This is a genomic window from Streptomyces reniochalinae (assembly GCF_003323735.1).
GTDB classification, from domain to species: Bacteria; Actinomycetota; Actinomycetes; order Streptomycetales; family Streptomycetaceae; genus Streptomyces; species Streptomyces reniochalinae.
On the sequence record NZ_QOIM01000023.1, the window covers coordinates 94,366 to 117,933 of the forward strand.

Here is a 23,568-nt window from a genome sequence, read left to right on the forward strand (position 1 = left end):
CCCTTCACCACACCCGCGACCACCTCCACGACGCCGACGACGACCGAAGCCGCCGCCGTCCTGGCGCTGGCCTGTGCGGCGCAGTTCATGGTCGTCCTGGACGTCTCGGTGGTGAACGTCGCACTGCCCGCCGTTCGGGAAGCGCTCGGTTTCACCACGAGCTCCGGCCTCTCCTGGGTCGCCACCGCCTACGCGCTGGCGTTCGCCGGTCTGCTGCTGCCGGGCGCGCGCCTGGCCGACCTGCGCGGCCACCGCCACGTGTTCACCGCGGGGCTGGCACTGTTCACCCTCGCGAGCCTGGCCGGCGGGCTCGCCACCTCCCCTGGCACGCTCATCGCGGCGCGCGCCGCCCAGGGGCTCGGAGCCGCCGTGCTGGCCCCCGCCACGCTCACCGTCCTGACGACCACGTTCACGGAAGGGCCGCGCCGCACCCGCGCGCTCGCCGTCTGGACGGCCGTCTCCTCCGTCGGCGGCGCCGCGGGCAACCTGCTGGGAGGAGTGCTCACTCAGGCGTTCTCCTGGCGGGCCGTCCTGCTCGTCAACGTCCCCCTCGGCTGCGCCGCACTGCTGCTCGTACGGGTACTGCCGCAAAGCGGCCTCCCCCGGGGCCGGGCACGCCCCCGGCTGGACCTGCCCGGTGCCCTCGCCGCGACCGTCGGCATGACGGCCCTCACCTACGGCGTCAGCCGCACCCAGGACGGTTCCTGGTCGGACCCCGCCACGCTCTGGGCGCTGACGGGCGGAGCCGCGGCCCTGCTCCTCCTCGTCGCCGTGGAGACCCGTTGGGCATCCCGGCCGCTGATCCCGCCGTCACTGCTGCGGCGGCGCACGGTGGCGGTCGGCAACACGATCGTGCTGCTGGCAGGGGCCTGCCTCCAGATCCCCGTCTGGTACTTCCTGACGTTCTTCATGCAGGACACACTCGGCTACTCGGCGCTCGGCACAGGACTGGGCTTCCTGCCGCACACACTGATCGGCGCGGCGGCCGGGGTGTGGGTGACGCCCCGTCTGATGCGCCGCTTCGCACACCGGACGCTCATCCTGACCGGAGCCGTGCTGTGCGGTGCCGGTTTCTGGTGGCAGAGCACCGCGTCCGCCGGCAGTGGCTATCTCTTCGGCGTGCTGGGGCCCGCGGTGGTCTTCTCCCTGGGGGCCGCCGTGTTCGTCACGCCCGCGACGGCGGTGGTCACCTCCGGCGTTCCCACCGGTGACGCCGGGGCCGCCTCCGGTCTGATGAACACCGCCAAACAGTTCGGCGGCGCCCTCGGGCTCGCCGCGCTCTCCGCCGTCGCGGGACCCGACGGGACCGCCCACGGCCGCGTGTTCGCCACCATGACCGGCGTCCTGGCCGGCATCGTGCTCCTCGCTCTGGCGCTGCCCCGCGAGCGGACGAGCGGGCACACCACCGCGCGGGGAGAGAGCGCCCCGGGCGCGGACAGCGGCGACGCCGGAGGGGTGCGGGCGGCGACGGAGGGCTGAGGACGGCGCGCTGAGCCGCCGGGCGGGGCGGACTCGTCGTGCCCCCGCCGGCCGGACCCTCCGTCCGGCGGGCCCGACCCTCCACCCACCCCGCAAACGGCCCCTCCCGCCGCCCGGCGAACCGGCTCCTCCGCCCATCCGGAAAAACGGCCCCTCCACCCGCCCGGCGAACCCGCCGCTCACTCGTGCGTCGGCTACCCCGCCGCCGTCCGCAGGGCCGGCCCGAGCCGGTTCAGGCCCTCGCTGATCTCCGCCGGGGTGTGGGTGGTGAACGACAGGCGCAGTGCCGCGTGATCGGGCGGGCCGGCGAAGAAGGGGGCGCCGGGGACGTAGGCGACGTCGTGCGCGACGGCCTCGCGCAGCAGCGAGGTCGCGTCGTATCCCTCGGGCAGCCGGGCCCAGACGAACATGCCGCCCTCGGGACGGTTCCACGTGCTGCCGTCCGGCAGCGCCGCGGCGAGACCGTCCACCAGGGCGTCACGGCGTCGCCTGTAGGACTCCCGGACCCGCGTCAGGTGGGCGTCCAGGTCGCTGTCCGCCAGATATCTGGCGGCCGCGGCCTGGTCGACGGTGGAGCAGTGCAGGTCGAGGGACTGCTTGGCGACCACACAGGCGCCCAGCAGCGCGGTGGGCGCCCGCAGCCAGCCGAGCCGCACGCCGGGGGCCATCACCTTCGAGAAGCTGCCCAGCAGCACCGTCCGGTCGGCGGCCCGGGGCAGCGACGCGAGCCACGGCACGGACGCGCCCTCGAAGCGCAGTTCCCCGTACGGGTCGTCCTCGAGGAGCCACAGGCCGTCCCGTGCGGCGATCTCGGCGACCTCCTGCCGCCGCGCGAGCGGAAGGGTGCGGCCGGTCGGGTTCTGGAAGGTGGGCACCAGGTAGAGCAGTTTGGGCCGCTCGCGCTCCACCGCTTCCGCCAGCGCCCCGGGATCCACACCGTCCTCGTCGCAGCGGACGGGCACCACCCGGGCCCCCGCGAAACCGAAGCACTGGAGTGCCGCCAGGTAGGTGGGGTCCTCCACCAGTACGGTGTCGCCTGGCTCCAGCAGCGCGGTCGCCAGCAGGGTGAGGGCCTGCTGGGAACCGGTCGTCACCAGCAGCGCCCGGGGATCCGTCGGCAGGCCGCGGTCCGCCAGCCGCCCGGCCACCGCGGCCCGCAGCGCCGGGTCCCCCTCCGTGGTGGAGTACTGCAACACCCGCCGCGGCTCCTCGGTGAGCACCCGGTCGTAGGCGGCGCGTATGCCGCCGGAGTCGAACAGTTCGGGTGCGGGGAGGCCACCGGCGAAGGAGATGACCTCGGGACGCTCGGTCAGCGCCAGGATCTCCCGTACGGGCGACGAGCCCACCGAGGCGGCGCGGGCGGCGAGCGGGGGCACGGGAGCGGTGGCCGGCGCGGAGCCGGTGAGCGTACCGGGAGTCATCGCCGCAGCTTAGGAGCGCATCCCGCGCGGGCCCATCGCCATCCGGCATGTGGTCACAGGGCCGCCGGCTGCCCGGCTCACCGGTCCCCCGGCGAATCGCCGGTTGGGATCCCGCCGGACGGGTACCTGCGGGCCGATATTGGGGCCTGGAGCGTATGCGCGAGCCTTGGCCCGCGTAAGAAGCGCCCGCGGAGAAGGCGAGCCAGCCAGTAGGCGAGAGAGGGAGGCCCAGGACGTGACGGCCGAGATGTCCGAAGGCGAGTGGGAAGTGTCCGTGGAGCTCAGCGACTGCGCCCGTGAGGACGCCGAAGCGGTGTTCCGGGTACTGGGCGGACTCTTCCGCTCCGACTGGAGCGAGTTGCAGCCGGAGGGCCGCGAGGCCAACGTGTGGCTGTCGAGGTTCGACGCCTCCGGCGACGGGGGCAGGCCGGACGCGGTGACACTCCGTTCCCCTGTGACGGCCGAATTGCAGGGCTCTCCGCACGCGGTGGAGCGGATGCACGGCGTGCTGACGGAGGCATTCGGCGTGGTGGAGGTGCTGGAGGTTGCGGGAGACCAGGAGAAGCAACTGCGGCTCCGGCTGGAGACCCGCTGACGCGCGGCCCCGCCCGTGCGGGGGCACGGCGACCTCGTGCCCCCGCACCTCGACCTCGCGTCCCGTACGTCGACCCCATCGCCCCAGGTCGCCCCAGGTCGGCCCGGGCCGTCGCCCGCGCACCATCGTCCTCGGTGACCGCGTCTTCGAACGGCTGGAGAGGTGGTGGGGAGCGCCCACACCCCGGGCCGCCCCGCCTGCCCGGCCCCTCTCAGGACGGACGTCCTACAGCCCCGCGCCGCTCAGTCGCCGGACAGGGTGGGCGACGAGATACGCCCGGCCAGGTGACGCAACCTCTCCTCCAACAACCTCGGGGCGTCCTGCCGAGCACAGATCTCGTGCCGGTGCTGTAACCACGTCAACTCCCCCGGGCAGGAAGATCTACGCGAACTGAGAATTCGCAACCACCCTGGTTTGCCCGGTCTGTCGATACCGGGGCCGCGGTGGTGGGGACTTTGGTCGTGCCCCAGGAGACCAAAGGCTGATCCGTGCGCCGAGGCAGCGTGTCTACGGTCGTGGTGAGTTCCGGGAGCGGCTGCGGGGAGGCGGCGCCCCGGCTCGTTTCTCGCGCTGTTCACCAAGGGGTCCGCATGGAAACATTGAGTTCTGTCCCACTCGGGCGACCACCGCTATTCCGCCGGCTGTCGGCGGTGCTGGCGCTCCTCGTGCTGTCTCCGGTCTGTGCCGAATACCTCATCGGCTATGACAGCATCATCGGCCGCCCGTGGGAGCTCGTTTCCGGGTTGCTGTTTCTCGCCCCACTCTATGGAACGGTAGCGGTGCTCATCAGAGAGGTCGTTCGCCGGTCCGGCCGAGGATGGCCGAGCATTCTTCTGCTGAGCGGGGCGTTCGGACTGATCCAGGCCGGGGTGATCGACCAGAGCCTGTTCAACCCGCACTTCGTCAGCGATCCCTTCTGGTCCCAGGAGCGTCTTCCCACCCTCGTTCCCGTCGCCGGGATCAGTGTTCACCATCTGCTCGGATTCGTCGTCGGTCACGTGATCTGGAGCTTCGCGGCACCAATCGTCGTGGTCGAGTCCTGTGTTCCACGACTGGCTGACCGCCCGTGGCTGGGACGTGGGGGCGTCACGGCATTGCTGGTGTTGTACGTCCTGGCGTTCGTGGTGTTCTTTCACGAGCACACCAGAGAATTCCTGGCGAGCACGGCACAACTGGGCACCACCGCAGTGGTCGCTGCCGCGCTTGCCGCTGCCGCGCTCGCCTTGCCGCGCCGGCATGAGGTCTCCTCGGGCTGGGTGCCGCCGCCGTGGCTTGCCGGCGGTGGAGCGGTGGGGGTGATGGCCACCCACCAACTGGCACCCCCCGGCTGGTCGGGCGTCCTCGCCGATCTGACGGTGCTCTCGCTGGGCGGCGGTCTGCTCCTGCTCTGGTCGGGCCGAGCAGGCTGGGACCGACGCCACGCACTCGTGGTTGGTGGCGCCGCCCTTGTGGTGAACTCCGTTCTCTCGTTCGCAGTCGAGCCGCTGGGTGGACACACCTCTTATGCCGCGAAGTACGCGGCCAACGCCACGCTGTTGGCGGCCGTGATCGCTCTGCTGGCCTCGGCCTACAGGCGGGTTCCCCGCCCCGGGCCATCGACCGCGACAGCTTCCACGGCCCTTCGGCCGAGCCCTGCTCCTGGTCCTGGCCCTGCTCCTGGTCCTTCGATTGCCAAGATGCCGCCTTCGGCCACCGACTCGGACGACTACTGATCTTTTCGCGAGTTCAGTAGGTGTGGTGGCAAATCCCGCGCACCCACTCATCCCGGAAGCGGCTCCGCTGCTGCGTCACCAGGACGACACACGCCACACACCCAGGCTGCCTGGACACGTCGGCGGCTGGGCGGAGCCGGACAGTGCGCCGGCGACTTTTGTGCCGTCGGCGCGTCCACCGTCGAGTCCGGCCTCCCAGAGCCACACGCGGGCGGGCACGGAGGTGCGCACGGCGTTCGTTCCGCCCGGCTGATACGTCGGGGTGCTCCCACCGTGCGCCCGCAGCGCCGTCACGGGGCGCCCTTACAGGTGGTTTTCAGCAGGTCGGGGCCACCAGGGGTGTTGGTGCCCGGAGCCGGACTTGAACCGGCACGGCCCTGAGGGCCAACGAGGTTTAAGCTCGTCGTGTCTGCATTCCACCATCCGGGCACCGGTCTCCGGGACCGCTCCGTGCACCGCCGGGCGCACACGGCCCACCCCAGGACGCGGGACGAGCCTATCCAGGGTCATCCCCCGAACAGCGGATCGACAGACCGATGTTGTCTTATTTTATTGGCAACTGACGGGGCATCAGTACCACATGGACCACTTCGCAGCGGTCTTCTTCCTACGTTCACCTCTACAGAAATGACGGAAAGTCGCCGTTCGGTCACGCACTTCCGTGTCACACACCTCCCTCTGGCATATGCCAGCGGTCTCTGCCCAGCTCAGCCGGGCGGCGCGAGCCGCCTTCTCGCCGTCTCAGGGTCGGCCGTCATCCCCAAGGAGGACGAGGGTGGCGCGGGCTACCTCCGAAGACTCCCCCGCAAACAAGAGCCGGGGCTGATCCCAGAGGGGAGAAGGGGCGGAACGATGGAGGTCATTCGGAAGTTCCCAACCGGCTTCCTCCACCGACGACCCGACAGGAGCCCCGCTGTGACGACCAGCACCCGTCCGCACGACTACGCGGGTGGCCCGTACCCCGGAGCCCCCGCAGCCCACACCAGCACCGGCGTCGCCGCGGCGCGGGCCACCGACCTGTCCAAGGTCTACGGCCAGGGCGAGACCCAGGTGGTCGCCCTCGACCGGATAACGGTGGAGTTCCGGCGGGCCGAGTTCACCGCGATCATGGGCCCCTCGGGCTCCGGCAAGTCCACGCTGATGCACTGCATGGCGGGCCTGGACGCCATCTCCAGCGGCAGCGCCCGCATCGGTGAGACGGAACTGACCGGTCTGAAGGACAAGAAGCTGACCCAGCTGCGCCGCGACCGCGTGGGCTTCATCTTCCAGGCGTTCAACCTGCTGCCCACTCTCAGCGCGCTGGAGAACATCACGCTGCCGATGGACATCGCGGGCCGCAAGCCCGACAAGGCGTGGCTGGACCGCGTCATCCAGACGGTCGGGCTCGCCGACCGTCTCAAGCACCGCCCCAACCAGCTCTCCGGCGGTCAGCAGCAGCGCGTCGCGGTGGCCCGCGCCCTCGCCTCCCAGCCGGAGATCATCTTCGGGGACGAGCCGACCGGCAACCTCGACTCGCGGGCGGGCGCCGAGGTACTGGGCTTCCTCCGCAACTCCGTGCGGGAGCTGGGCCAGACCGTCGTCATGGTCACCCACGACCCGGTGGCGGCCGCCTACGCGGACCGCGTGGTCTTCCTCGCCGACGGGCGCATCGTCGACGACATGGCAGGACCGACGGCCGACAGCGTGCTGGAGCGGATGAAATCCTTCGACGCCAAGGCGCGCAGGAGCTGAGCCTCCCCCCGACACCCGAGCCGACCGGCCGACCGACGTCGGCCACATCCCAGAAGGACCCCCGAGGACTTCCTCATGCTCCGAACAGCCTTGCGCAACGTTTTCGCGCACAAGGCCCGGCTGCTGATGACCATGCTCGCCGTGTTGCTCGGCGTCGCCTTCGTCTCCGGCACCCTGGTCTTCACCTCCACGATCTCCGACGCGTTCCAAAAGAGCTCCCAGAAGGGCTACGCGGACGTCGACGTCTCCATACGCCAGGACGGCAGCGACGCTCCCCAGGGGCGTGAGACCGTCTCGCCGCTGAGCCAGCGCGCCCTCGACAAGGCCGCGAACCTGCCAGGGGCCGCCTCGGCCACCGGCGTCGTCTCCGGTTTCGCGGCGCTGTCCGACAAGGACGGCAAGCTCGTCGGCGACGGCTTCTCCACCCAGGGCGCCAACTACTACGCGGGCCGCGACGGGAAGGGCACCGACGCGCGCTACCCGATGAAGGACGGCCAGGCGCCCCGCGCCGAGGGCCAGATCGCGCTGGACGCCAAGACGGCCGAGCGCACCGGCTACCAGGTCGGTGACACCGTGCGCACGTCGGTGAACGGCCCGGTGCGCGAGGAGAAGGTCACCGGCATCTTCACCACCGACGACGGGAACGTCGCCGCGGGCGGCACGCTGGTCCTCTACGACAACGCCACGGCCCAGAAGCTGTTCGCCAAGCCCGGCGAGTACACCGAGATCGCCCTCAAGGCCGGCCCGGGCGTCTCCCAGACCGCGCTCAAGGAGCAGGCCCAGAAGGTACTGCCCGCCGACACCGAGGCCGTCACCGGCAAGAAGCTCGCCGACGACGAGTCCAAGGCCATCGAGAACAGCATGTCCGGCATGAAGACGAGCCTGCTGGCGTTCGCCGGGATCGCGCTGTTCGTGGGCATCTTCATCATCGCCAACACCTTCACGATGCTCGTCGCCCAGCGCACCAAGGAGCTGGCGCTGCTGCGCGCGGTCGGTGCCAGCCGCCGTCAGGTGACCCGTTCGGTGCTGATCGAGGCGCTGGTCGTGGGGGCCGTCGCGGGACTGGCCGGCATGGCCGCGGGTGTCGGCATCGCGGCCGGGCTGCGCGCAGTGGTCGGCAACATGGGAAACATGCCCGACGGGCCGCTGGTCATCGAGCCGAACACGGTCGTCGTCTCGCTGATCGTGGGCGTCCTCGTCACCCTTCTGGCGGCCTGGCTGCCGGCGCGGCGCGCCGCCAAGATCCCGCCGGTCGCGGCCATGGGCGCACTCCACGCCCCGGCCAGCACGCGCTCCCTCATCCTCCGCAACACCATCGGCGCCCTGTTCTCCGCGGCCGGTGCCGCGCTGGTGCTGATGGCGACGAAGGCGGACGACGGCAAGGCCCCCATGGGCCTGGGCGCCGCGCTCCTGGTGATCGGCGTCTTCATCCTGACCCCGCTGCTGTCCCGCCCGCTCATCGCGGCGGCCGCACCGGTACTGCGGCTCTTCAACGTGAGCGGCAAGCTGGCCCGCCAGAACGCGGTCCGCAACCCGCGCCGCACGGCGGCCACGGCCTCCGCGCTGATGGTCGGCCTGACCCTGATCACCGGCCTGACGGTCATCGCCAGCGGCGTCCAGCAGGCCGTCAACAAGATGGCGTCGGACTCGCTGAAGGCCGACTACACCATCTCGATGGCCAACTTCACCCAGCTCTCGCCCGAGGTGGAGAAGAAGCTCGTCCAGTCGGACCAGGTCACCGCGACCTCCCCGCTGCGCAACGCGTACGCCGACATCGGCGACGAGTCCGAGTACCTCACGGGCGTCAACGGCTCCTCCATCGGCAAGCTGACCAACATCGACTTCACCGCGGGCGGTTGGCCGGGGCTCTCCAGCGGCAAGAAGGTCGTGGTCGACAACGCCACCGCGAAGGAGAAGGGCTGGAAGCTCGGCTCCGACTTCACCGTCACCTACGAGGACGGCCGGAAGGCCACGCTGACGGTCGGCGGACTGTACGAGGGCAACCAGATGATCAAGGGCATCCTCGTCGACAACAAGGCCGTCACCCCGCACATGAGCGAGGTCGCCGACATGCAGGTCCTCGCCAAGACCAAGGACGGGGCCGGCGACGAGGTCAAGGAAGCCCTCACCAAGCAGCTCGGGGACAACCCGGCGATCCTCGTCGAGGACAAGAAGGACATCTCCGAGGGCATCGCACAGATGATCAACATCCTGTTGAACATGCTGTACGGGCTGCTCGCGATGGCCGTCATCGTCGCCGTCCTCGGCGTGATCAACACCCTGGCCATGTCGGTGTTCGAACGCGGTCAGGAGATCGGCATGCTGCGCGCCATCGGGCTCGACCGGCGCGGCATCAAGCGGATGGTGCGGCTGGAGTCGCTGGTCATCTCCCTCTTCGGCGGGGTGCTCGGCATCGCTCTCGGCGTCTTCTTCGGCTGGGCAGCAGGCGAGCTGATCGCCGGGGCCGGGCTCGACACCTACACGCTGGTGCTGCCGTGGGGCCGGCTGGGCATCTTCCTCGCCCTCGCCGCCGTCGTCGGTGTCCTCGCCGCGCTGTGGCCCGCTCGCAGGGCGGCCAGGCTCAACATGCTGGCCGCCATCAAGACGGAGTGAGCCGGGGGGCCTTCGGCCCCGGCTCCCCCGCCTGACACCGCCTCGCCCCCGCCCCTCGACCAGGGGCGGGGGCGAGGCGCCGTACCGGGGGCGTCAGCCGCGTTCGGCGTCCGCCGCGGCGGGGCCGGCCGCTGCGCGGTCGGCGGAGTCGCGGCCGACCGCGCCGGCGTCCGCCGTCCAGGAGCGGGTTCTCAGCGGCAGCCCGGAGGTACCGGAGTCCGGCGTTCTGACGGCCAGCACCTGGTTGACGCCGATCCTGTTGCGCTCGAAAGCCAGCGCCGAAGCCGCCATGTACAGCCGCCACACGCGGGCCCGTCCCGGAGTGGTGAGGCGGGCCGCCCGCGCGAAGTCGGACTCCAGGTTGCGCACCCAGGCCCGCAGCGTCAGCGCGTAGTGTTCGCGCAGCGCCTCCACGTCCCGCACCTCGAACCCGGCGTCCTCCAGCAGCCCGACGGTGCGTCCGACGGGCGCGAGTTCCCCGTCGGGGAAGACGTAGGCGTCGATGAACTCGTCGACGGAGTACGCCTCCTCGTCGGCCAGCGGCCGACGCCCGATCTGGTGGTTGAGCAGCCGGCCCCCCGGCGCCAGGAGGGCGTACAGGTCGTCGGCGTACTCCCGGTAGCGCGCCGCGCCCACGTGCTCGGCCATACCCACGGAAGAGATCGCCTCGTAGGGGCCGTCGTTCACCTCGCGGTAGTCCTGCACCCGGATCTCCACGCGGTCCGTCAGCCCCTCCTCGGCGATCCGCTTGCGGCCGTAGGCGGCCTGTTCACGGGAGAGCGTGACGGCGACGGCTCGTACGCCGTACTCGCGCGCCGCGTGCAGCACCAGGGAGCCCCAGCCGCCGCCGACGTCCAGCAGCCGCTGCCCCTCCCGCAGGGCGAGTTTGCGGCAGATGAGGTCCAGCTTGTCGCGCTGGGCCTCCTCCAGGGTGCCGCCCGGCTGCCAGTAGGCGCAGGAGTAGACCATGCTCGGGCCCAGCACCAGCTCGTAGAAGTCGTTGCCGACGTCGTAGTGGTGGCTGATGGCCTTGCGGTCGCGGCTGAGGGTGTGGCGCAGACCCGTGCGACGCCGGGCCTCTTCGGGCGGCGGCGGGGGCGGCAGGCCCGGACCCGCCAGCTTCAGCAGCTCGGCGACGGCCTCACGGGCTTCCGGTTCGCGGGCGAGGGTGAGCGCGCCGCGCAGCCAGCCGGGTCCTGACGCGGCGGAGCCGCCGAACGCGGGGGCGCCGCCGTCCGGGTCGGTCTCCCAGATCAGTCCCGCGAGCACGTCGAGCGCCTCGTACAGGTCGCCCTCCACGTCGAGGTCCCCCGCGACCCAGGCCCGCGCCAGACCCAGCTCGCCCGGCCGCCACAGGATGCGGCGCAGTCCCCTCCGGCTGCGGATCACCAGCAGGGGGGCACCGGGTGGGCCCGCTTCGCTGTGGTCCCACGCGCGAACCCGGACCGGGAGCGGACCCCCCAGAACCCGTTCTCCGAGCGCGACGATCCGGCTGGCGGCACCGGCCATTGAGCACACCTCCGTGACAGACAGGGGTGGATTCCCTCTACACGTAACACTGTCGCGGGGTGATGTATGCCCACTGGGCACGCAAATCCGGCCGTTGCCGTAAGGGTTCTACAGCCGTCCGGGTAGGCCGCAGCGTCTTCCCGCCGCCGCCGAGGGGCGCGGGCCTGGCGAGGGGGCGCGGGTCCGCCCGAAGGGGCGCGGGCACGACGAAGGGGCGTGAGCCCCACGGATGGCTCACGCCCCTTCTCAGGCGCGGTGCGGCGGCGGACCGCCGCCGAGGGTCAGGAGGAGGCCGCCGCCTTCTCCTGCTTGCCGTCGACCGGGGAGTCGGCCCGGCTGTCGGCGGTCGCCTTCGTCTTGTCGGCCGCCGCCTCGGACTTGGCGAGAGCCGCGGCCGTCACCGGCGCCGCCGCCTCGTAGAACTCGCCGCGCGGGTGCTCCATGGCACCCAGCGAGACGACCTCGCGCTTGAGGAACATGCCCAGCGTCCAGTCGGCGAAGACCCGGATCTTGCGGTTCCAGGTGGGGACCGCCATGCCGTGGTAGGCGCGGTGGAAGTACCAGGCCAGCCGGCCGCGCAGCTTGATCTTCGTCTTGCCGAAGACGATCATCGCGACGCCCTTGTGCAGGCCGAGACCGGCCACGGCGCCCTTGTTGGCATGCTTGTACTTGCCCTGCGGGAAGCCCCGCATACCGGAGATGACGTTGTCACCCAGCGCCTTGGCCTGCCGCAGCGCGTGCTGCGCGTTGGGCGGGCAGAACGCGTTCTCCTTGTCGGAGGTCAGGTCGGGCACCTGCGCGTTGTCGCCGGCGGCCCAGGCGTAGTCCAGGCCCTTGACCTGCATGCTGGCGTCGACGTCGACGTGGCCCTTGGGGCCGAGCGGCAGGCCGAAGCGGGAGAGGACCGGGTTGGGCTTGACGCCGGCGGTCCACACGATGGTGTTGGAGTCGACCTCCAGGCCGTTCTTGAGCACCACGTGACCGTCGACGCAGGACTCCATGGAGGTGCTGAGGTACACCTCGACGCCGCGCTTCTTGAGGTGCTCCAGGCCCCACTCGCCGAGCTTCGGGCCGACCTCGGGGAGGATCCCGGGGGCCGCGTCGACGAGGACGAAGCGCATGTCCTCACGGCTGATGGAGGGGTAGTACTTGGCGGCGTCGCGCGCCAGGTCCTCGACCTCGCCGATGGTTTCGGCACCGGCGAAGCCACCGCCGATGAAGACGAAGGTGAGGGCCTTGCGACGGGCCTCCTCGTCCTGCGTGGAGTCCGCCTTGTCGAACTGCTCGAGGACGTGGTTGCGCAGGCCGATGGCCTCCTCGACGCCCTTCATGCCAATGCCGTTCTCGGCCAGCCCCGGCACCGGGAAGGTGCGCGAGACGGCACCCATCGCGATGACCAGGTAGTCGAAGGGCAGTTCGTACGCGTCACCGGCCAAGGGGGTGACCGAGGCGACCTTGCGGTCCTGGTCGACCGAGGTGACGCGGCCGGTGAGAACCTCCGCCTTGGGGAGCACGCGTCGCAGGGGGACCACGACGTGGCGGGGGGAGATGCTGCCGGCAGCAGCTTCTGGGAGGAAGGGCTGGTACGTCATGTACGAGCGCGGGTCGACGACCGTGACGGTCGCCTCGCCGTACCGCATCTTCTTGAGGATGCGGCGCGCGGTGTACAGACCGACGTACCCGCCACCCACTACGAGGATTCGGGGACGCTCCGTGGTGCTCATGAAATCGAGTATCCACCCGTGCCGGGGGGTCACTTCGTGAGGGCCTTCACAAGCATGGGGCGACCCTCTGCTACACTGCGCCGCCCCGTGATCGACCCCACAGGCGGACGAGGGAACCACCGGACCCTCCGGACCGTTGGTGCACCTTTTGAGCTGCGAAGATCGACCGCGCTCCGGGTGGACCACCCGCCCCGCCACTCCCCTCACAAGGGAACACCCGCGGAGGCCCACCGTCGTTTCATGGCCTCATCGCCCCGGAACCCTTCATTCCACGGCAAAAACCGGGCCTCACCGGGCACTTTTCCATGTGAAACAATTCACGAAAGTTCTTGAGTGGGACCTCGGAAGCCCCCCGCCGAAGGCCCTCCATGCCTATCAGGAGAGTGATCCACCGCTCAAGTGAGGACCTGCGGGAGCCCCATACGACACCCCGGACCTACACCAGACTCCAGGCGATCCCGTCGAGGATGTCGTGCTCGCTCACCACGACCTCCTCGGCGCCGGTCCGCTCCATGAGGGCGAGCAGCACCAGGGCACCGGCGTTGATGACGTCCACGCGGCCCGGATGCATCACCGGAATGGCGGCGCGTTCGTCGTGGGTGGCGGCCAGCAGGTGCGAGGTGAGCTCGCGGACTCGGGCGCGCGTCAGCCGGCTGTGGTGGATGCGGGCGGAGTCGTAGGCGTCCAGGCCGAGCGCGATGCCGCCGAGCGTGGTGACCGTGCCGGCCAGCCCGACCAGCGTGCGGGAGCGCTCCAGCGGCACCGTACGGGCCACCTCGTCCAGGGCGGCCGTCACGTCGGCACGGATCGCCGCGACCTGCTCCTCGGTCGGGGTCTCGCTCAGCGAGCCGTCGGCGTGGGTGAGGTGACGCTCGGTCAGCCTCACGCAGCCCACGTCCACGCTGCGGGCCGCCTCGACCGCCTCGTCGCCCAGCACGAACTCCGTGGAGCCGCCGCCGATGTCGACCACCAGGTAGGGCGGCGCGAAGGTGCCGCGGGACAGTTCCTTGGTGGCGCCCGTAAAGGAGAACTCGGCCTCCTGGTCGCCGGTGATCACCTCGGGCTCGACGCCGAGGATGCCCACGACCCCGGCCACGAACTCGTCCCGGTTCTCCGCGTCCCGCGACGCGGAGGTGGCCACGAAGCGCGTGCGCCGCGGCGGTACGCCGAAGCCCGCGATGGCCTCCGCGTAGCGGCGGCACGCGGCGAACGTCCGCTCCAGCGCCTCCGGCGCCAGCCGCCCCGTACGGTCCACGCCCTGCCCCAGCCGGACGATCTCCATGCGCCGGTCCAGGTCGACCAGCGCACCCGTCTCCGGGTCGAGGTCGGCCACCAGCAGGCGGATCGAGTTGGTGCCGCAGTCGATCGCGGCCACGCGCTGCACGGTCATGACGTCCCGCCCTCCGCCGTCTTCTCGCCGTCCCCCGAGGCGGCCTCGGGGCCGCTGTCCGGCACGCTCACGCACGGGCCCTTGCGCCACCACTCGGGCAGCATCGCCAGCGCCTCGTCCCCCAGCGGGTTGACGCCCGGCCCCGCCACGAGCGCGTGCGCCACCAGCACGTGCAGGCACTTGACCCGGTCGGGCATGCCGCCCGCGCTGGGGAAGCCGACCAGCTCCTCGATGGCGTCCCTGCGCGCCAGGTAGTCCTGGTGGGCGGCGCGGTAGGCGTCGGCCAGTTCGGCGTCCTCGCGGAGCCGTTCGGTCATCTGACGCATCACGCCGTCCGCCTCCAGCGTGCCGATGGCGGAGGCCGCACGCGGGCACGTCAGGTAGTACGTGGTGGGGAACGGCGTGCCGTCCTCCAGCCGGGGCGCGGTCTCCACGACGTCCGGCAGTCCGCAGGGGCAGCGGTGCGCGATGGCGCGCAGTCCGCGCGGCGGGCGGCCCAACTGCTCGCGGAAAGCGGCCACGTCCGCGTCCGTGGGCGGCGTCGGCCGGGTCAGGGGCGGTGGGGTGTCCATGGGTGTAAGGGTGCTCGTCGCTTCGTCTCGGGTGGCCCGGTGCCTGGGCGGGGGGCGCGCGGCGTCAGCCGGCGTCGTCCGCACTGTCCAGTCCGTCCCACAGGTTGTCGTACCACGGCCGGTCGGCAGGCCCGCGGTCGCGGGGGCGGCGCGCGTCGGCTGTGCCGTCCCGCATGGTGTAGCCGGTCTCGTCGGGCCGTACGAAGTGCAGGTGCTCGCGCGCCTGCCGCTCCACGTAGGCGGGGTCCTTCCAGCGGGCCCGCTCCATGCGCAGCTCCTCGACCGCGTTCCGCGTCCGCTCGGCCCGCGCGCGCTGTTCGGCGATCTCGGAACGCTGGCTGACGTACTGCCGTGTGGGGTACGCGAGCGCGACGACGAGGGAGCACAGGACGAGGGCGAGCAGCGCGGCCCTGCCGGTCAGCCGCCCCTTGCGCGGAGTACGCGGCTTCGCCGGGCCCTGCGCCCGGTAGACCCGCTCCGCGGCCTGCGCGCCGAGGGCGCGCAGGCGTGTCGCGGTGGAGAAACGGTCCCGGTCCGCTCCCATGCCTCTCCCTGCCTCGCCTCTCCCTGCCGCCCCGGCCCCGCCCGGGAAACCGGGCGGGCCCGGGGCCTCGCGGCGCTCGCGTCAGCGCTTGTAGCGCGGGAACGCCGAGCGGCCGGCGTAGACCGCGGCGTCGTCCAGGATCTCCTCGATGCGCAGCAGCTGGTTGTACTTGGCGACGCGCTCCGAGCGGGCGGGCGCGCCCGACTTGATCTGACCGCAGTTGACGGCGACGGCCAGGTCGGCGATCGTCACGTCCTCCGTCTCGCCGGAGCGGTGCGACATCATGCACTTGAAGCCGTTGCGCTGGGCCAGCTCGACGGCGTCCAGCGTCTCGGTGAGCGAACCGATCTGGTTGACCTTCACCAGCAGGGCGTTGGCGCAGCCCTCCTCGATACCGCGGGCCAGGCGCTCGGGGTTGGTGACGAACAGGTCGTCGCCCACCAGCTGCACCTTCTCGCCGAGCTTGTCGGTGATGGTCTTCCAGCCTGCCCAGTCGTCCTCGAACAGCGGGTCCTCGATGGAGACCAGCGGGTAGTCCGCGACGAGCTGCTCGTAGTACTCGGTCATCTCGGCGGCCGAGCGCTTCTGGCCCTCGAACGCGTAGACGCCGTCCTCGTAGAACTCGGAGGCGGCCACGTCCAGCGCCAGCGCGATGTCCTGACCGGCGTTGTAACCGGCCTTCTGGATGGCCTCGATGATCAGGTCGAGCGCCTCGCGGTTGGAGCCGAGGCTGGGCGCGAAGCCGCCCTCGTCGCCCAGGCCCGTGGCCAGGCCGCGCTCCTTGAGGACGCTCTTGAGCGCGTGGTAGACCTCGGCACCCCAGCGCAGCGCCTCGGAGAACGACTCGGCGCCGATCGGCGCGATCATGAACTCCTGGATGTCCACGTTCGAGTCGGCGTGCGAGCCGCCGTTGAGGATGTTCATCATCGGCACCGGCAGCTGGTGCGCGTTGGGGCCGCCCAGGTAGCGGAAGAGCGGCAGGTCGGACGCCTCGGAGGCGGCGTGCGCGACGGCCAGCGAGACGCCGAGGATGGCGTTGGCGCCCAGCGAGGACTTGTCGGCGGTCGCGTCCAGGTCGAACATCGCCTGGTCGATCAGGCGCTGCTCGGTGGCGTCGTAGCCGACCAGCTCGGGGCCGACCTGCTCGATGACGGCGAGGACGGCCTTCTCGACGCCCTTGCCGCTGTAGCGCGCGGCGTCCCCGTCGCGCAGTTCGAGCGCCTCGAAGGCGCCGGTCGAGGCACCGGACGGCACGGCAGCACGGCCGGTGCTGCCGTCGTCGAGGCCGACCTCGACCTCGACGGTGGGGTTGCCTCGCGAGTCGAGGATCTCGCGGGCTACGACGACGTCGATGGACGGCACGAGGTTTCTCCTTCGTGTGGGACGGACGGCTTTCTCCGCCCCGAGCCTAACCGTCCCGCCCACCCGGCCCCCGCCCCGCCGCACGATGAGGGCCACGTGCGGGTTCTCGGGGGCCTCCTCGCGGCTCACCTGTCGGCCGGGCGGCTCAGACGCGCAGCCGCTGGCCCGGCCTGATCAGGTCGGGGTCGTCGCCGATCACGTCGCGGTTGTGCGCGTACAACTCCGTCCAGCCGCCCGGAACGTCCCGCTCCGCGGCGATTCGGGAGAGGGAGTCGCCGGGCCGGACGGTGACGCGGTGCTTGCCGCTCCCCTCGCCCCTGTCCTCACGGTCGCGGCCCCGCGAGGCGCGGTCGCTCCCGTCGCCGGGCTTGCCCCGGTGCTTGCCCGTCCCCGGGGAGAGGACGTGGTCCTCCTCGGACGAGCCCTTGAGCCGCTCCGGGCTGGAGGGGCCCTGGTTCGACCAGCCGAAGCCGCCGTCGGACGGGTCGGATGCGCCGGAGTCGCCGGAGGGACGCTCGTCGTCCGCCGTACCGGTGTCGGCGTCCTGCGCGTCGCCCGAAGGGCTGGACGGCGACGGGGTGGCGGACGGCCGCTCGGAGGCGGACTCGTCGGAGCCTCCCTCGCCGCCGGAACCACCGTCCTTCCCGGCGGCCCCCTCCTCTCCCGGAGACGTCTCGCCCGAGGACTTCTCTCCTGTGGACTTCTCGTCCGCCGTCTTCCCGTCGGAGGGCTCCCCTTCGGACGGCTTCCCGTCCGGCGCCCCGGCCTCGGGCGACTCCCGACCGGAAGGGTCACCGCTCGTGCCGTCCTCGGCGCGGTCGCTCCCGCCCGGGCCCGTGCCCTCGTCGGTGCCCGGGTCCGTGCCGTCGGGCGTGCCCAGATCGACGTCCGGACCGACCTCGCTCGCGAGGACGGAGCCGCAGTGCGGGAAGGAACGCGGGCCCTCCGCCTCCAGGATCTTCTCCCCGATGGCGATCTGCTGGCTGCGGCTGGCCAGGTCGGGCCGGTCGGCGTACACCGTGCCGCCGTAGTACGTCCAGGTGTCCAGGTCCAATTGGAGCCCGCCGTAGTACCCGTGTCCGTTGTTCGCGCTCCACACGCCGCCGCTCTCGCAGTCCGCGACCCGGTCCCAGGGCGAGGCGTCGGCAGCATGCGCGGCGGTCGCGCCCAGCAGCGGCAGCGCGATGCCCGCGCCGGTGACCCCGGCCGTGACGAACAGGGCGGGTGCCTGGCGGGGGCGGCGGTGCCGACCGTTCCCGGAGCGCATGGAGGACCTCTCGTAAGGGACAAGCGGGACGACGACGGAGGACACCGGAAAGGGCAACCGAAGTCGGCGACCGAACGTAACCGCGAACGCCGGGCGTCACAAGCGAATGTCGCGGACATCACGCCATGGTCACGCGGGTGACGGCCCCTCACACGAGCGTCACCCGCGGGCGGTGAACTCCACCGGCAGCGTCCGCAGACCCCTCATGATCAGCCCGCCGCGCCACCTCAACTCCTCGGGCTGCGCGGCCAGTCGCAGGTCGGGCAGCCTGTGCAGCAGCGCCGCCAGCGCGGTGCGCCCCTCCAGTCGGGCCAGCGGAGCACCCAGGCAGTAGTGGATGCCGTGCCCGTATCCGAGGTGCTGGTTGTCGCTGCGGGTCAGGTCCAGGGTGTCGGGTGCGTCGAACTTGTCCGGGTCACGGTCCGCGGCCGCGAGGACGATCAGCACCGGGTCCCCCTCCCGCACCCGCTGCCCGCCCAGCGTCAGCTCGCGGGTGGCGAAGCGCCAGGTCGCCAGTTCCACCGGCCCGTCGTACCGCAGCAACTCCTCGACCGCGGTGGCCAGCAGACCGGTGTCCCCGTCCGCGACCGCCCGCTGGAGGACGGCCCGCTGGCCAGGGTGGCGCAGCAGCGCGTACGTGCCGTTGCCGATCAGATTGACGGTCGTCTCGAAGCCGGCGAACAGCAGGATGAACGCCATCGCCGCCGCCTCGTTCTCCGTCAGGTGCTCGCCGTGGTCCGAGGCGCGGATGAGACCGGAGATCAGGTCGTCGGCCCCCTCGCCCCTGCGGTCGAGCTCCGCTCTCTTGCGGTGGATGAGTTCGGCCAGGTAGCCGCGCATCCTCTTCACCGCGCGGCCCACGCCGCCGCGCGGACTGCCGGGCTGATGGATCATCATTCCGGCCCAGGAGCGGAAGTCCTCCTGGTCCTGGCGCGGGACGCCGAGCATGTCGCAAATGGCGTAGATCGGCAGCGGAAACGCGTACTCGTGGATCAGATCCGCCTCACCGCGCCCCGCGAAACCGTCGATGAGCGTGTCGGCCAGCTCCCGTACACGGGGCGCGAAGGCGGCGACGCGGCGCGGCGTGAAGGCCGTGGAGACCAGGCGGCGCAGCCGGGTGTGGTCGGGCGGGTCGATGTTGAGCAGATGCGTCATCAGGTTGGCGCTGCGCTCCCCTGGGATGCCGACCTTGCCCTTGCCGTGCGCGCCCTGCTCGCCGTGGTGGTGCGGGCTCTTGCTCAGCCTCGGGTCGGCGAGCGCCTGCCGGGCGTCCGCGTACCGGGTGACCAGCCATGCCTCCACCCCACTGGGCACGCGCGTCTTGCGTACGGGCGCGTGCTCGCGCAGCCACGCGTACGCGGGGTAGGGGTCGGCGGCGAACCGCCAGTCGAAGAGCGGCGGCATCAAGGGCGCGGACGCGTCGGTGGAGGGCGAGGCGGGGCAGGAGGGGTTCTGGTCGTGCACCCACACGACCGTAGACGCACCCGCCGACCGGCGCACCGGCGGCCACCGCCGCCTCTCCGCCGTCGGCCGTCCCACCCGCGAGACGCCACGGCGCGGCACGCCGCCTACCGCGTGGGACAACGCACCTGGGCGGGCTGCCGCTCCAGCCAGCCCGTGGTGAGCAGGTACTGGCCCAGCAGATAGCCCGCCATGATCAGCGTCTCCTGCGAGGGGAAGGAACGCCCCGCCTGCTGGAGCCCGATCAGCGCGTCGGAGGCGACGAAGGCCGCCGCCCCCGCGGCCACCTTGCCGCCCACCCCGAGCGCGACGGCGCGCATCGTGGCGAGCGCCAGGCTGTAGCCGGCCACCGGGAGGCGCAGACGGCGCTCGAGTCCGGGCGCGAGCGCCGCGTTGACGGCCGCCCACCCGGCGAACGCGGCCACCGCCCGCAGGGGCCTGGCCCGCAGACCGCGTACGCCGCCGAGCCGGCCCGCCATCCCCGCCGTGTAGCTGACCTGGGTCCCCAGGAAGGCGGCCATCCCGGCGAGCAGCGCACGCTCGTGGCGGTCCCACAGCAGCGCGGTGTCGCCCGCGGTGGCGCAGGCCAGACCGGCGAGGAGGGCCCTGTCGGGGCGCCTTGCCACCGGGCTTCCGTAGCGGGCGTGGGCGGCGAGGGCGGGCATGAGGAGGGGCTTGCCCGCGCGCGCCGGGCCCCGGGGGGCCTTGACGGTGGCGTACAGATCGGCGGCGGACAGGGCGACGAACGCCGCGAGCGGCCCACCCGAGCGGCGCCCCGGCCCGAACCGCCGTGCCGCCGCGGCCTTGGTGGTCTCCATCAGGCGAGTGTTACCGGCCGGTACAACAGCGTCAACCCGTCGCCAGCTCTCCACCCGTCGTACCCGCCGGCCCGTCGTACCGTCGGCTCTCCACCCCGTCGTGCCCCTCGGCCCGGCGCGCTCTCAGCCGCGCTGCTCCGCGGCGCGGATGGTGTCGCGGTAGGTGCGGGCGGCGGCCCGCAGGGCCGCCTCCGGGTCGACGCCCCGCTGCTCGGCCTCCACGGCCAGCGCGAGGAGCGCGTAGCCCACGTCCCCGCGCTCCCCCTCGACGGGGACGTCGAGCCCGGCCGCACGGGCCCGGCCCGCCAGCTTCGCGGCCAGGGAGAGCGCAGGCTGGCCCAGCGGCACACCCTCGGTCACCGAGACCCGCTCGTTCTTCTCCTGCGCCTTGCGCCGCTGCCAGTGCGCCTCGACCTCCTCCCCGGACTCGGCGACGTCGTCACCGAAGACGTGCGGGTGGCGGTGGATCAGCTTCGCCACCAGCGTCCCCGCCACGTCGTCGATACCGAACGCCTCGTCCGGGTGGTCCTGGGCGATGCGGGCGTGGAAGACGACCTGGAGCAGCACGTCGCCGAGTTCCTCGCGCAGTTCGCCGCGGTCGCCGCGCTCGATGGCGTCGATGAGTTCGTAGATCTCCTCGACGCCGTACTTGAGCAGGTCCTCGTGGGTGCGCAGCGCGCTCCAGGGACACTCGCGGCGGATACGGTCCATGACCTGGACGGCGTCCAGCAGCCGGGCTCCTGGCAGGTCGTAGGAGCCCGGCAGCAGTTCGAGAGCGGGCATCGTCTGACGGCCGGAGCCCGCCAGGCGCGCGAGGCCGTCGGTGAGCGCCGGCTCGCCCTCGGCGGTCGCCAGCACCACGAGCGAGTGGCCGCCACCGCGCCCGCACGCGTCCACCAGCTCCCGCGCGTCCGGCTCCACCCCGGCCGCCACCTTCACGCCCGCGTCGCGCACGTACGGCAGCTGCGGATGCGCGGGGTCGGCGCACAGCACACGGTCGGCCCCGCGGAGCGCCTCCCAGGCGGGCCAGGACAGCAGCCCGGGCGCCACCCGGTGCGTGGTCGTGAGCAGGACGATACGGCCGGTCTCGGGGATCTCGTTCACCCTACGAACCTAACCCGATCGGCCCCGGCCGGGCCCGGGAGCCCCGGAGCCCCCCGGCCCGGGGCCGCAGCCCCGGAGGCCCGGTGGTGCGCAGCTCCGGAGGCGCCGGAGGTGCGCAGCCCGGACGGGCGGGCGACAGCCCTCAAGACCGTGGGGCATCGGGCCACAGGCGCCATGCCACAAGCATCAGGCCACAGGCGTCAGACCGCAGGCATCACGGACCGCCCCGTCAGGGACCCGCGCCGGCGGACGCGCGCGTCAGGCTCCCTGGGCGCGGTCGGCCTCGCCGGACAGCTCGCGCAGCCACGGAGCCTTGTCCCCGCCCAGCGAGGAGGTGCGCGTGTTCCACTCCCCGTAGCGCGGGTTCACATTGATCTTCATGTCGTCCGCGACGCGCGACAGCTCCGCGTTGATCCGCTGCGGCCCTTGCGGAGACATCAGGTCGATGCCCTCGGCGGCGGCGATCTTCTCGATGCGCAGCTGCATCCGGATGAAGTCGTCGATGTCGTCAGGCGCGAGGTGGTGCTGGCGCAGCCACACCGCCTCCAGCTGCTTCTTGCCGCCGGCCTGCTTCTCCAGCTCCCCGCGGACCTGCTGCACCTCGCGGCGGCTGACACCGGCCCCCGCGTCCTTCGCCGCCTGCGCGACGACGCGCTCGCGGATCATCCCGTCGAGCGTGGCGCGCGTCAGCTTGCCGCTCTGCTTGATCATCTGTTCGCCCTGCGGTTCCGCGCGCTGCGCGTCCCGCACGGCGCCCACCCGCGACTGGAGCTGCGCCATGCTGATCCGGTCCCCCTTCACGAGGGCCGCCGCGCCCGGATGTGCGTCGTTGCCGCACGCGGTGAGCAGCGGGGTCGCGGCCAGGAGCGCCGCGACGGCGGAGAGGGTGAGCGCGGACCTGCGGCGTGGGCTTTCCATGGGGCCTCCCGGCGGCGGCGAGGGTCGGGCTCCGGCGCACGACCTGGCGATGATCGATGGTAGGGAGTCGAACGGCTCCATGACCACCGGTTCGACACCAAATCGACCAACGATTCGGGGGCAGTTGAGTCGCTGCCCCGTTCACCGGTTCGGGTCGCCGCACCGTTCCGGTGCCCCGGTGCGGGGGTCGGACGCGGGTCGCCGCACCGTTCGGGCACACGGTCTCGCACCCCTTTCGGCCTGCACTCCTGGGCCCGCGCTACGCGGGTGTTCTCCGCGCCTCGGCCCGGCGACCGCGCGAGCGTCGTCCGCTCCTCAGCCCCCGCACTGCGCGAGCATCGTGCGCTTGTCGGGGGAGGTGACGGCCAGCTCGTACTTGTGAGCGACCTGGGCGAAGCGGACCGCGTAGGCGCAGCGGATCGTGCGGGAGGGCGGCAGCCAGGAGGCGGGGCCCGAGTCCCGTTTGGCGGAGTTCGCGGGGCCGTCCACGGGCAGCAGGTTCAACGGGTCGTTGGCGATGCGCCGGCGCTTGTCCTCGGACCAGTGGGCGGCACCCATCTGCCAGTCGTAGGACAGCGGCATGACGTGGTCGATCTGCACGTCCGCGGCGTGCTGCTTCGTCCAGCTGACGCGCCGTCCCGTGTAGGGGTCCTCCAGCGTCATCGACTCCACGACGCAGTCGGATCCGGACCGGTGCCGCACCTTCGCGCCGTCGCGCCGCAGCACGTCGTTGCGGGTGTCGCAGCCGTTGCGGGCGAAGGGGACGCCGTCGGCGGTGTCCATCCAGGCGTAGCCGAACTCGTCCCGCCCGTACCCGGTCCTGGGCCCGCGTCCCTTGGTGCGCAGGTCCTCTATGAGGCCGCGGGCCTGCGCCCGGTCGGCGTCGGACGTGACGGGAGCCAGGCCCGGCCTGGTGCCGTCCGGGTTGTGGAGCGGGCTCACGGCCCGGCCACCGGTCCCCCCGCCACCGTCCGGCGAGGCGCTCGTGTCCCGCCCGTCCGGCACCCCCACCCCGTCGCACCCGGTGACGAGCGTGGCGGCCGCGAGCACGGCGGCGAGGGCGGCCCCCGCACGGCGCCCACGTATCCGAGGCGCCCTTCCAGGGGGCCCAGGTATCCGGGGGCGGGCGGGGCGAGGCGGGGCAACGTCGGCGATCACCGGCTGAGCATAGCCGCGGGACAACGGCGCCTCGCGGGGCGGCCACGGGGCCACCCCGCCGCGGTTCCGCCGCGCCGGCGGGCGGGACCGCAGCGCCCGCGAGCGGCACCCCTTCCTCCTCCCCCCCCGCCGGTCAGCGATCCGGCGGGCGTCACCCCGACGGCGCCCTGTCTGTGGCAACAGCGGGCAA

General features: G+C 72.2%; 18 protein-coding genes and 1 tRNA gene. 5 read left to right on the plus strand and 14 right to left on the minus strand.

The window, feature by feature from the left end:
* Positions 1 to 87: 87 nt before the first annotated feature.
* Positions 88 to 1,479: an MFS transporter gene (locus DQ392_RS04865; RefSeq protein ID WP_114014324.1), complete on the plus strand. Its 1,392-nt coding sequence runs from the start codon at positions 88 to 90 to the stop codon at positions 1,477 to 1,479.
* Between the two features lie 194 nt (positions 1,480 to 1,673).
* Here the strand turns inward: DQ392_RS04865 and DQ392_RS04870 are convergent, their stop codons facing one another.
* The gene (locus DQ392_RS04870) at positions 1,674 to 2,900 is read right to left on the minus strand and encodes an aminotransferase-like domain-containing protein (RefSeq protein ID WP_114014220.1); all 1,227 of its coding nucleotides are present in this window, start codon (positions 2,898 to 2,900) and stop codon (positions 1,674 to 1,676) included.
* Between the two features lie 235 nt (positions 2,901 to 3,135).
* Here DQ392_RS04870 and DQ392_RS04875 point away from each other — a divergent pair, with 235 nt between their 5' ends.
* Positions 3,136 to 3,495 (plus strand): hypothetical protein, encoded by a 360-nt coding sequence (locus tag DQ392_RS04875; RefSeq protein ID WP_114014221.1) that lies wholly within the window; start codon positions 3,136 to 3,138, stop codon positions 3,493 to 3,495.
* A 590-nt stretch (positions 3,496 to 4,085) separates the two neighbouring features.
* On the plus strand, positions 4,086 to 5,207 hold the full coding sequence (locus DQ392_RS04880; RefSeq protein WP_245981187.1) for a hypothetical protein: 1,122 nt from the start codon (positions 4,086 to 4,088) through the stop codon (positions 5,205 to 5,207).
* A gap of 343 nt (positions 5,208 to 5,550) precedes the next feature.
* Here DQ392_RS04880 and DQ392_RS04885 read toward each other — a convergent pair.
* A tRNA-Leu gene (locus DQ392_RS04885) sits at positions 5,551 to 5,636 on the minus strand.
* A gap of 486 nt (positions 5,637 to 6,122) precedes the next feature.
* On the opposite strand from DQ392_RS04885, the gene DQ392_RS04890 reads away from it, so the two are divergent.
* Together DQ392_RS04890 and DQ392_RS04895 are read left to right on the plus strand one after the other, a co-directional pair.
* Positions 6,123 to 6,938 (plus strand): ABC transporter ATP-binding protein, encoded by an 816-nt coding sequence (locus DQ392_RS04890; protein ID WP_114014222.1) that lies wholly within the window; start codon positions 6,123 to 6,125, stop codon positions 6,936 to 6,938.
* Between the two features lie 75 nt (positions 6,939 to 7,013).
* Positions 7,014 to 9,551: an ABC transporter permease gene (locus DQ392_RS04895; protein ID WP_114014223.1), complete on the plus strand. Its 2,538-nt coding sequence runs from the start codon at positions 7,014 to 7,016 to the stop codon at positions 9,549 to 9,551.
* A gap of 93 nt (positions 9,552 to 9,644) precedes the next feature.
* Here the strand turns inward: DQ392_RS04895 and DQ392_RS04900 are convergent, their stop codons facing one another.
* The 12 genes from DQ392_RS04900 to DQ392_RS04955 form a co-directional block, all read right to left on the minus strand.
* Positions 9,645 to 11,060, minus strand: coding sequence for an SAM-dependent methyltransferase (locus tag DQ392_RS04900; protein ID WP_114014224.1), 1,416 nt, complete (start codon positions 11,058 to 11,060; stop codon positions 9,645 to 9,647).
* 281 nt (positions 11,061 to 11,341) lie between these two features.
* Complete coding sequence (locus tag DQ392_RS04905) at positions 11,342 to 12,784, minus strand: NAD(P)/FAD-dependent oxidoreductase (RefSeq protein WP_114014225.1); 1,443 nt, start codon at positions 12,782 to 12,784, stop codon at positions 11,342 to 11,344.
* Between the two features lie 436 nt (positions 12,785 to 13,220).
* Complete coding sequence (locus DQ392_RS04910; protein WP_114014325.1) at positions 13,221 to 14,168, minus strand: Ppx/GppA phosphatase family protein; 948 nt, start codon at positions 14,166 to 14,168, stop codon at positions 13,221 to 13,223.
* A gap of 2 nt (positions 14,169 to 14,170) precedes the next feature.
* Positions 14,171 to 14,746 (minus strand): DUF501 domain-containing protein, encoded by a 576-nt coding sequence (locus DQ392_RS04915; protein ID WP_114014226.1) that lies wholly within the window; start codon positions 14,744 to 14,746, stop codon positions 14,171 to 14,173.
* Positions 14,747 to 14,810: 64 nt separating this feature from the next.
* The gene (locus DQ392_RS04920; protein ID WP_114014227.1) at positions 14,811 to 15,290 is read right to left on the minus strand and encodes an FtsB family cell division protein; all 480 of its coding nucleotides are present in this window, start codon (positions 15,288 to 15,290) and stop codon (positions 14,811 to 14,813) included.
* 81 nt (positions 15,291 to 15,371) lie between these two features.
* Positions 15,372 to 16,652 carry a phosphopyruvate hydratase gene (gene eno, locus DQ392_RS04925; protein ID WP_114014228.1) on the minus strand — a complete coding sequence of 427 codons (1,281 nt, stop codon included), beginning with the start codon at positions 16,650 to 16,652 and terminating at the stop codon, positions 15,372 to 15,374.
* Positions 16,653 to 16,797: 145 nt separating this feature from the next.
* Positions 16,798 to 17,919 carry a transglycosylase family protein gene (locus tag DQ392_RS04930; RefSeq protein ID WP_114014229.1) on the minus strand — a complete coding sequence of 374 codons (1,122 nt, stop codon included), beginning with the start codon at positions 17,917 to 17,919 and terminating at the stop codon, positions 16,798 to 16,800.
* A gap of 159 nt (positions 17,920 to 18,078) precedes the next feature.
* Entirely contained in the window at positions 18,079 to 19,323 is a 1,245-nt protein-coding gene (locus tag DQ392_RS04935) for a cytochrome P450 family protein (protein WP_181856284.1), read from the minus strand.
* A 164-nt stretch (positions 19,324 to 19,487) separates the two neighbouring features.
* Complete coding sequence (locus DQ392_RS04940; RefSeq protein WP_114014230.1) at positions 19,488 to 20,198, minus strand: lysoplasmalogenase; 711 nt, start codon at positions 20,196 to 20,198, stop codon at positions 19,488 to 19,490.
* Positions 20,199 to 20,321: 123 nt separating this feature from the next.
* On the minus strand, positions 20,322 to 21,302 hold the full coding sequence (locus tag DQ392_RS04945; RefSeq protein WP_114014231.1) for a nucleoside triphosphate pyrophosphohydrolase: 981 nt from the start codon (positions 21,300 to 21,302) through the stop codon (positions 20,322 to 20,324).
* Between the two features lie 258 nt (positions 21,303 to 21,560).
* Positions 21,561 to 22,220, minus strand: a complete 660-nt coding sequence (locus tag DQ392_RS04950; protein WP_114014232.1) for a SurA N-terminal domain-containing protein — start codon at positions 22,218 to 22,220, stop codon at positions 21,561 to 21,563.
* 315 nt (positions 22,221 to 22,535) lie between these two features.
* Positions 22,536 to 23,306, minus strand: a complete 771-nt coding sequence (locus tag DQ392_RS04955; RefSeq protein WP_245981195.1) for an HNH endonuclease family protein — start codon at positions 23,304 to 23,306, stop codon at positions 22,536 to 22,538.
* Positions 23,307 to 23,568 lie beyond the last annotated feature (262 nt).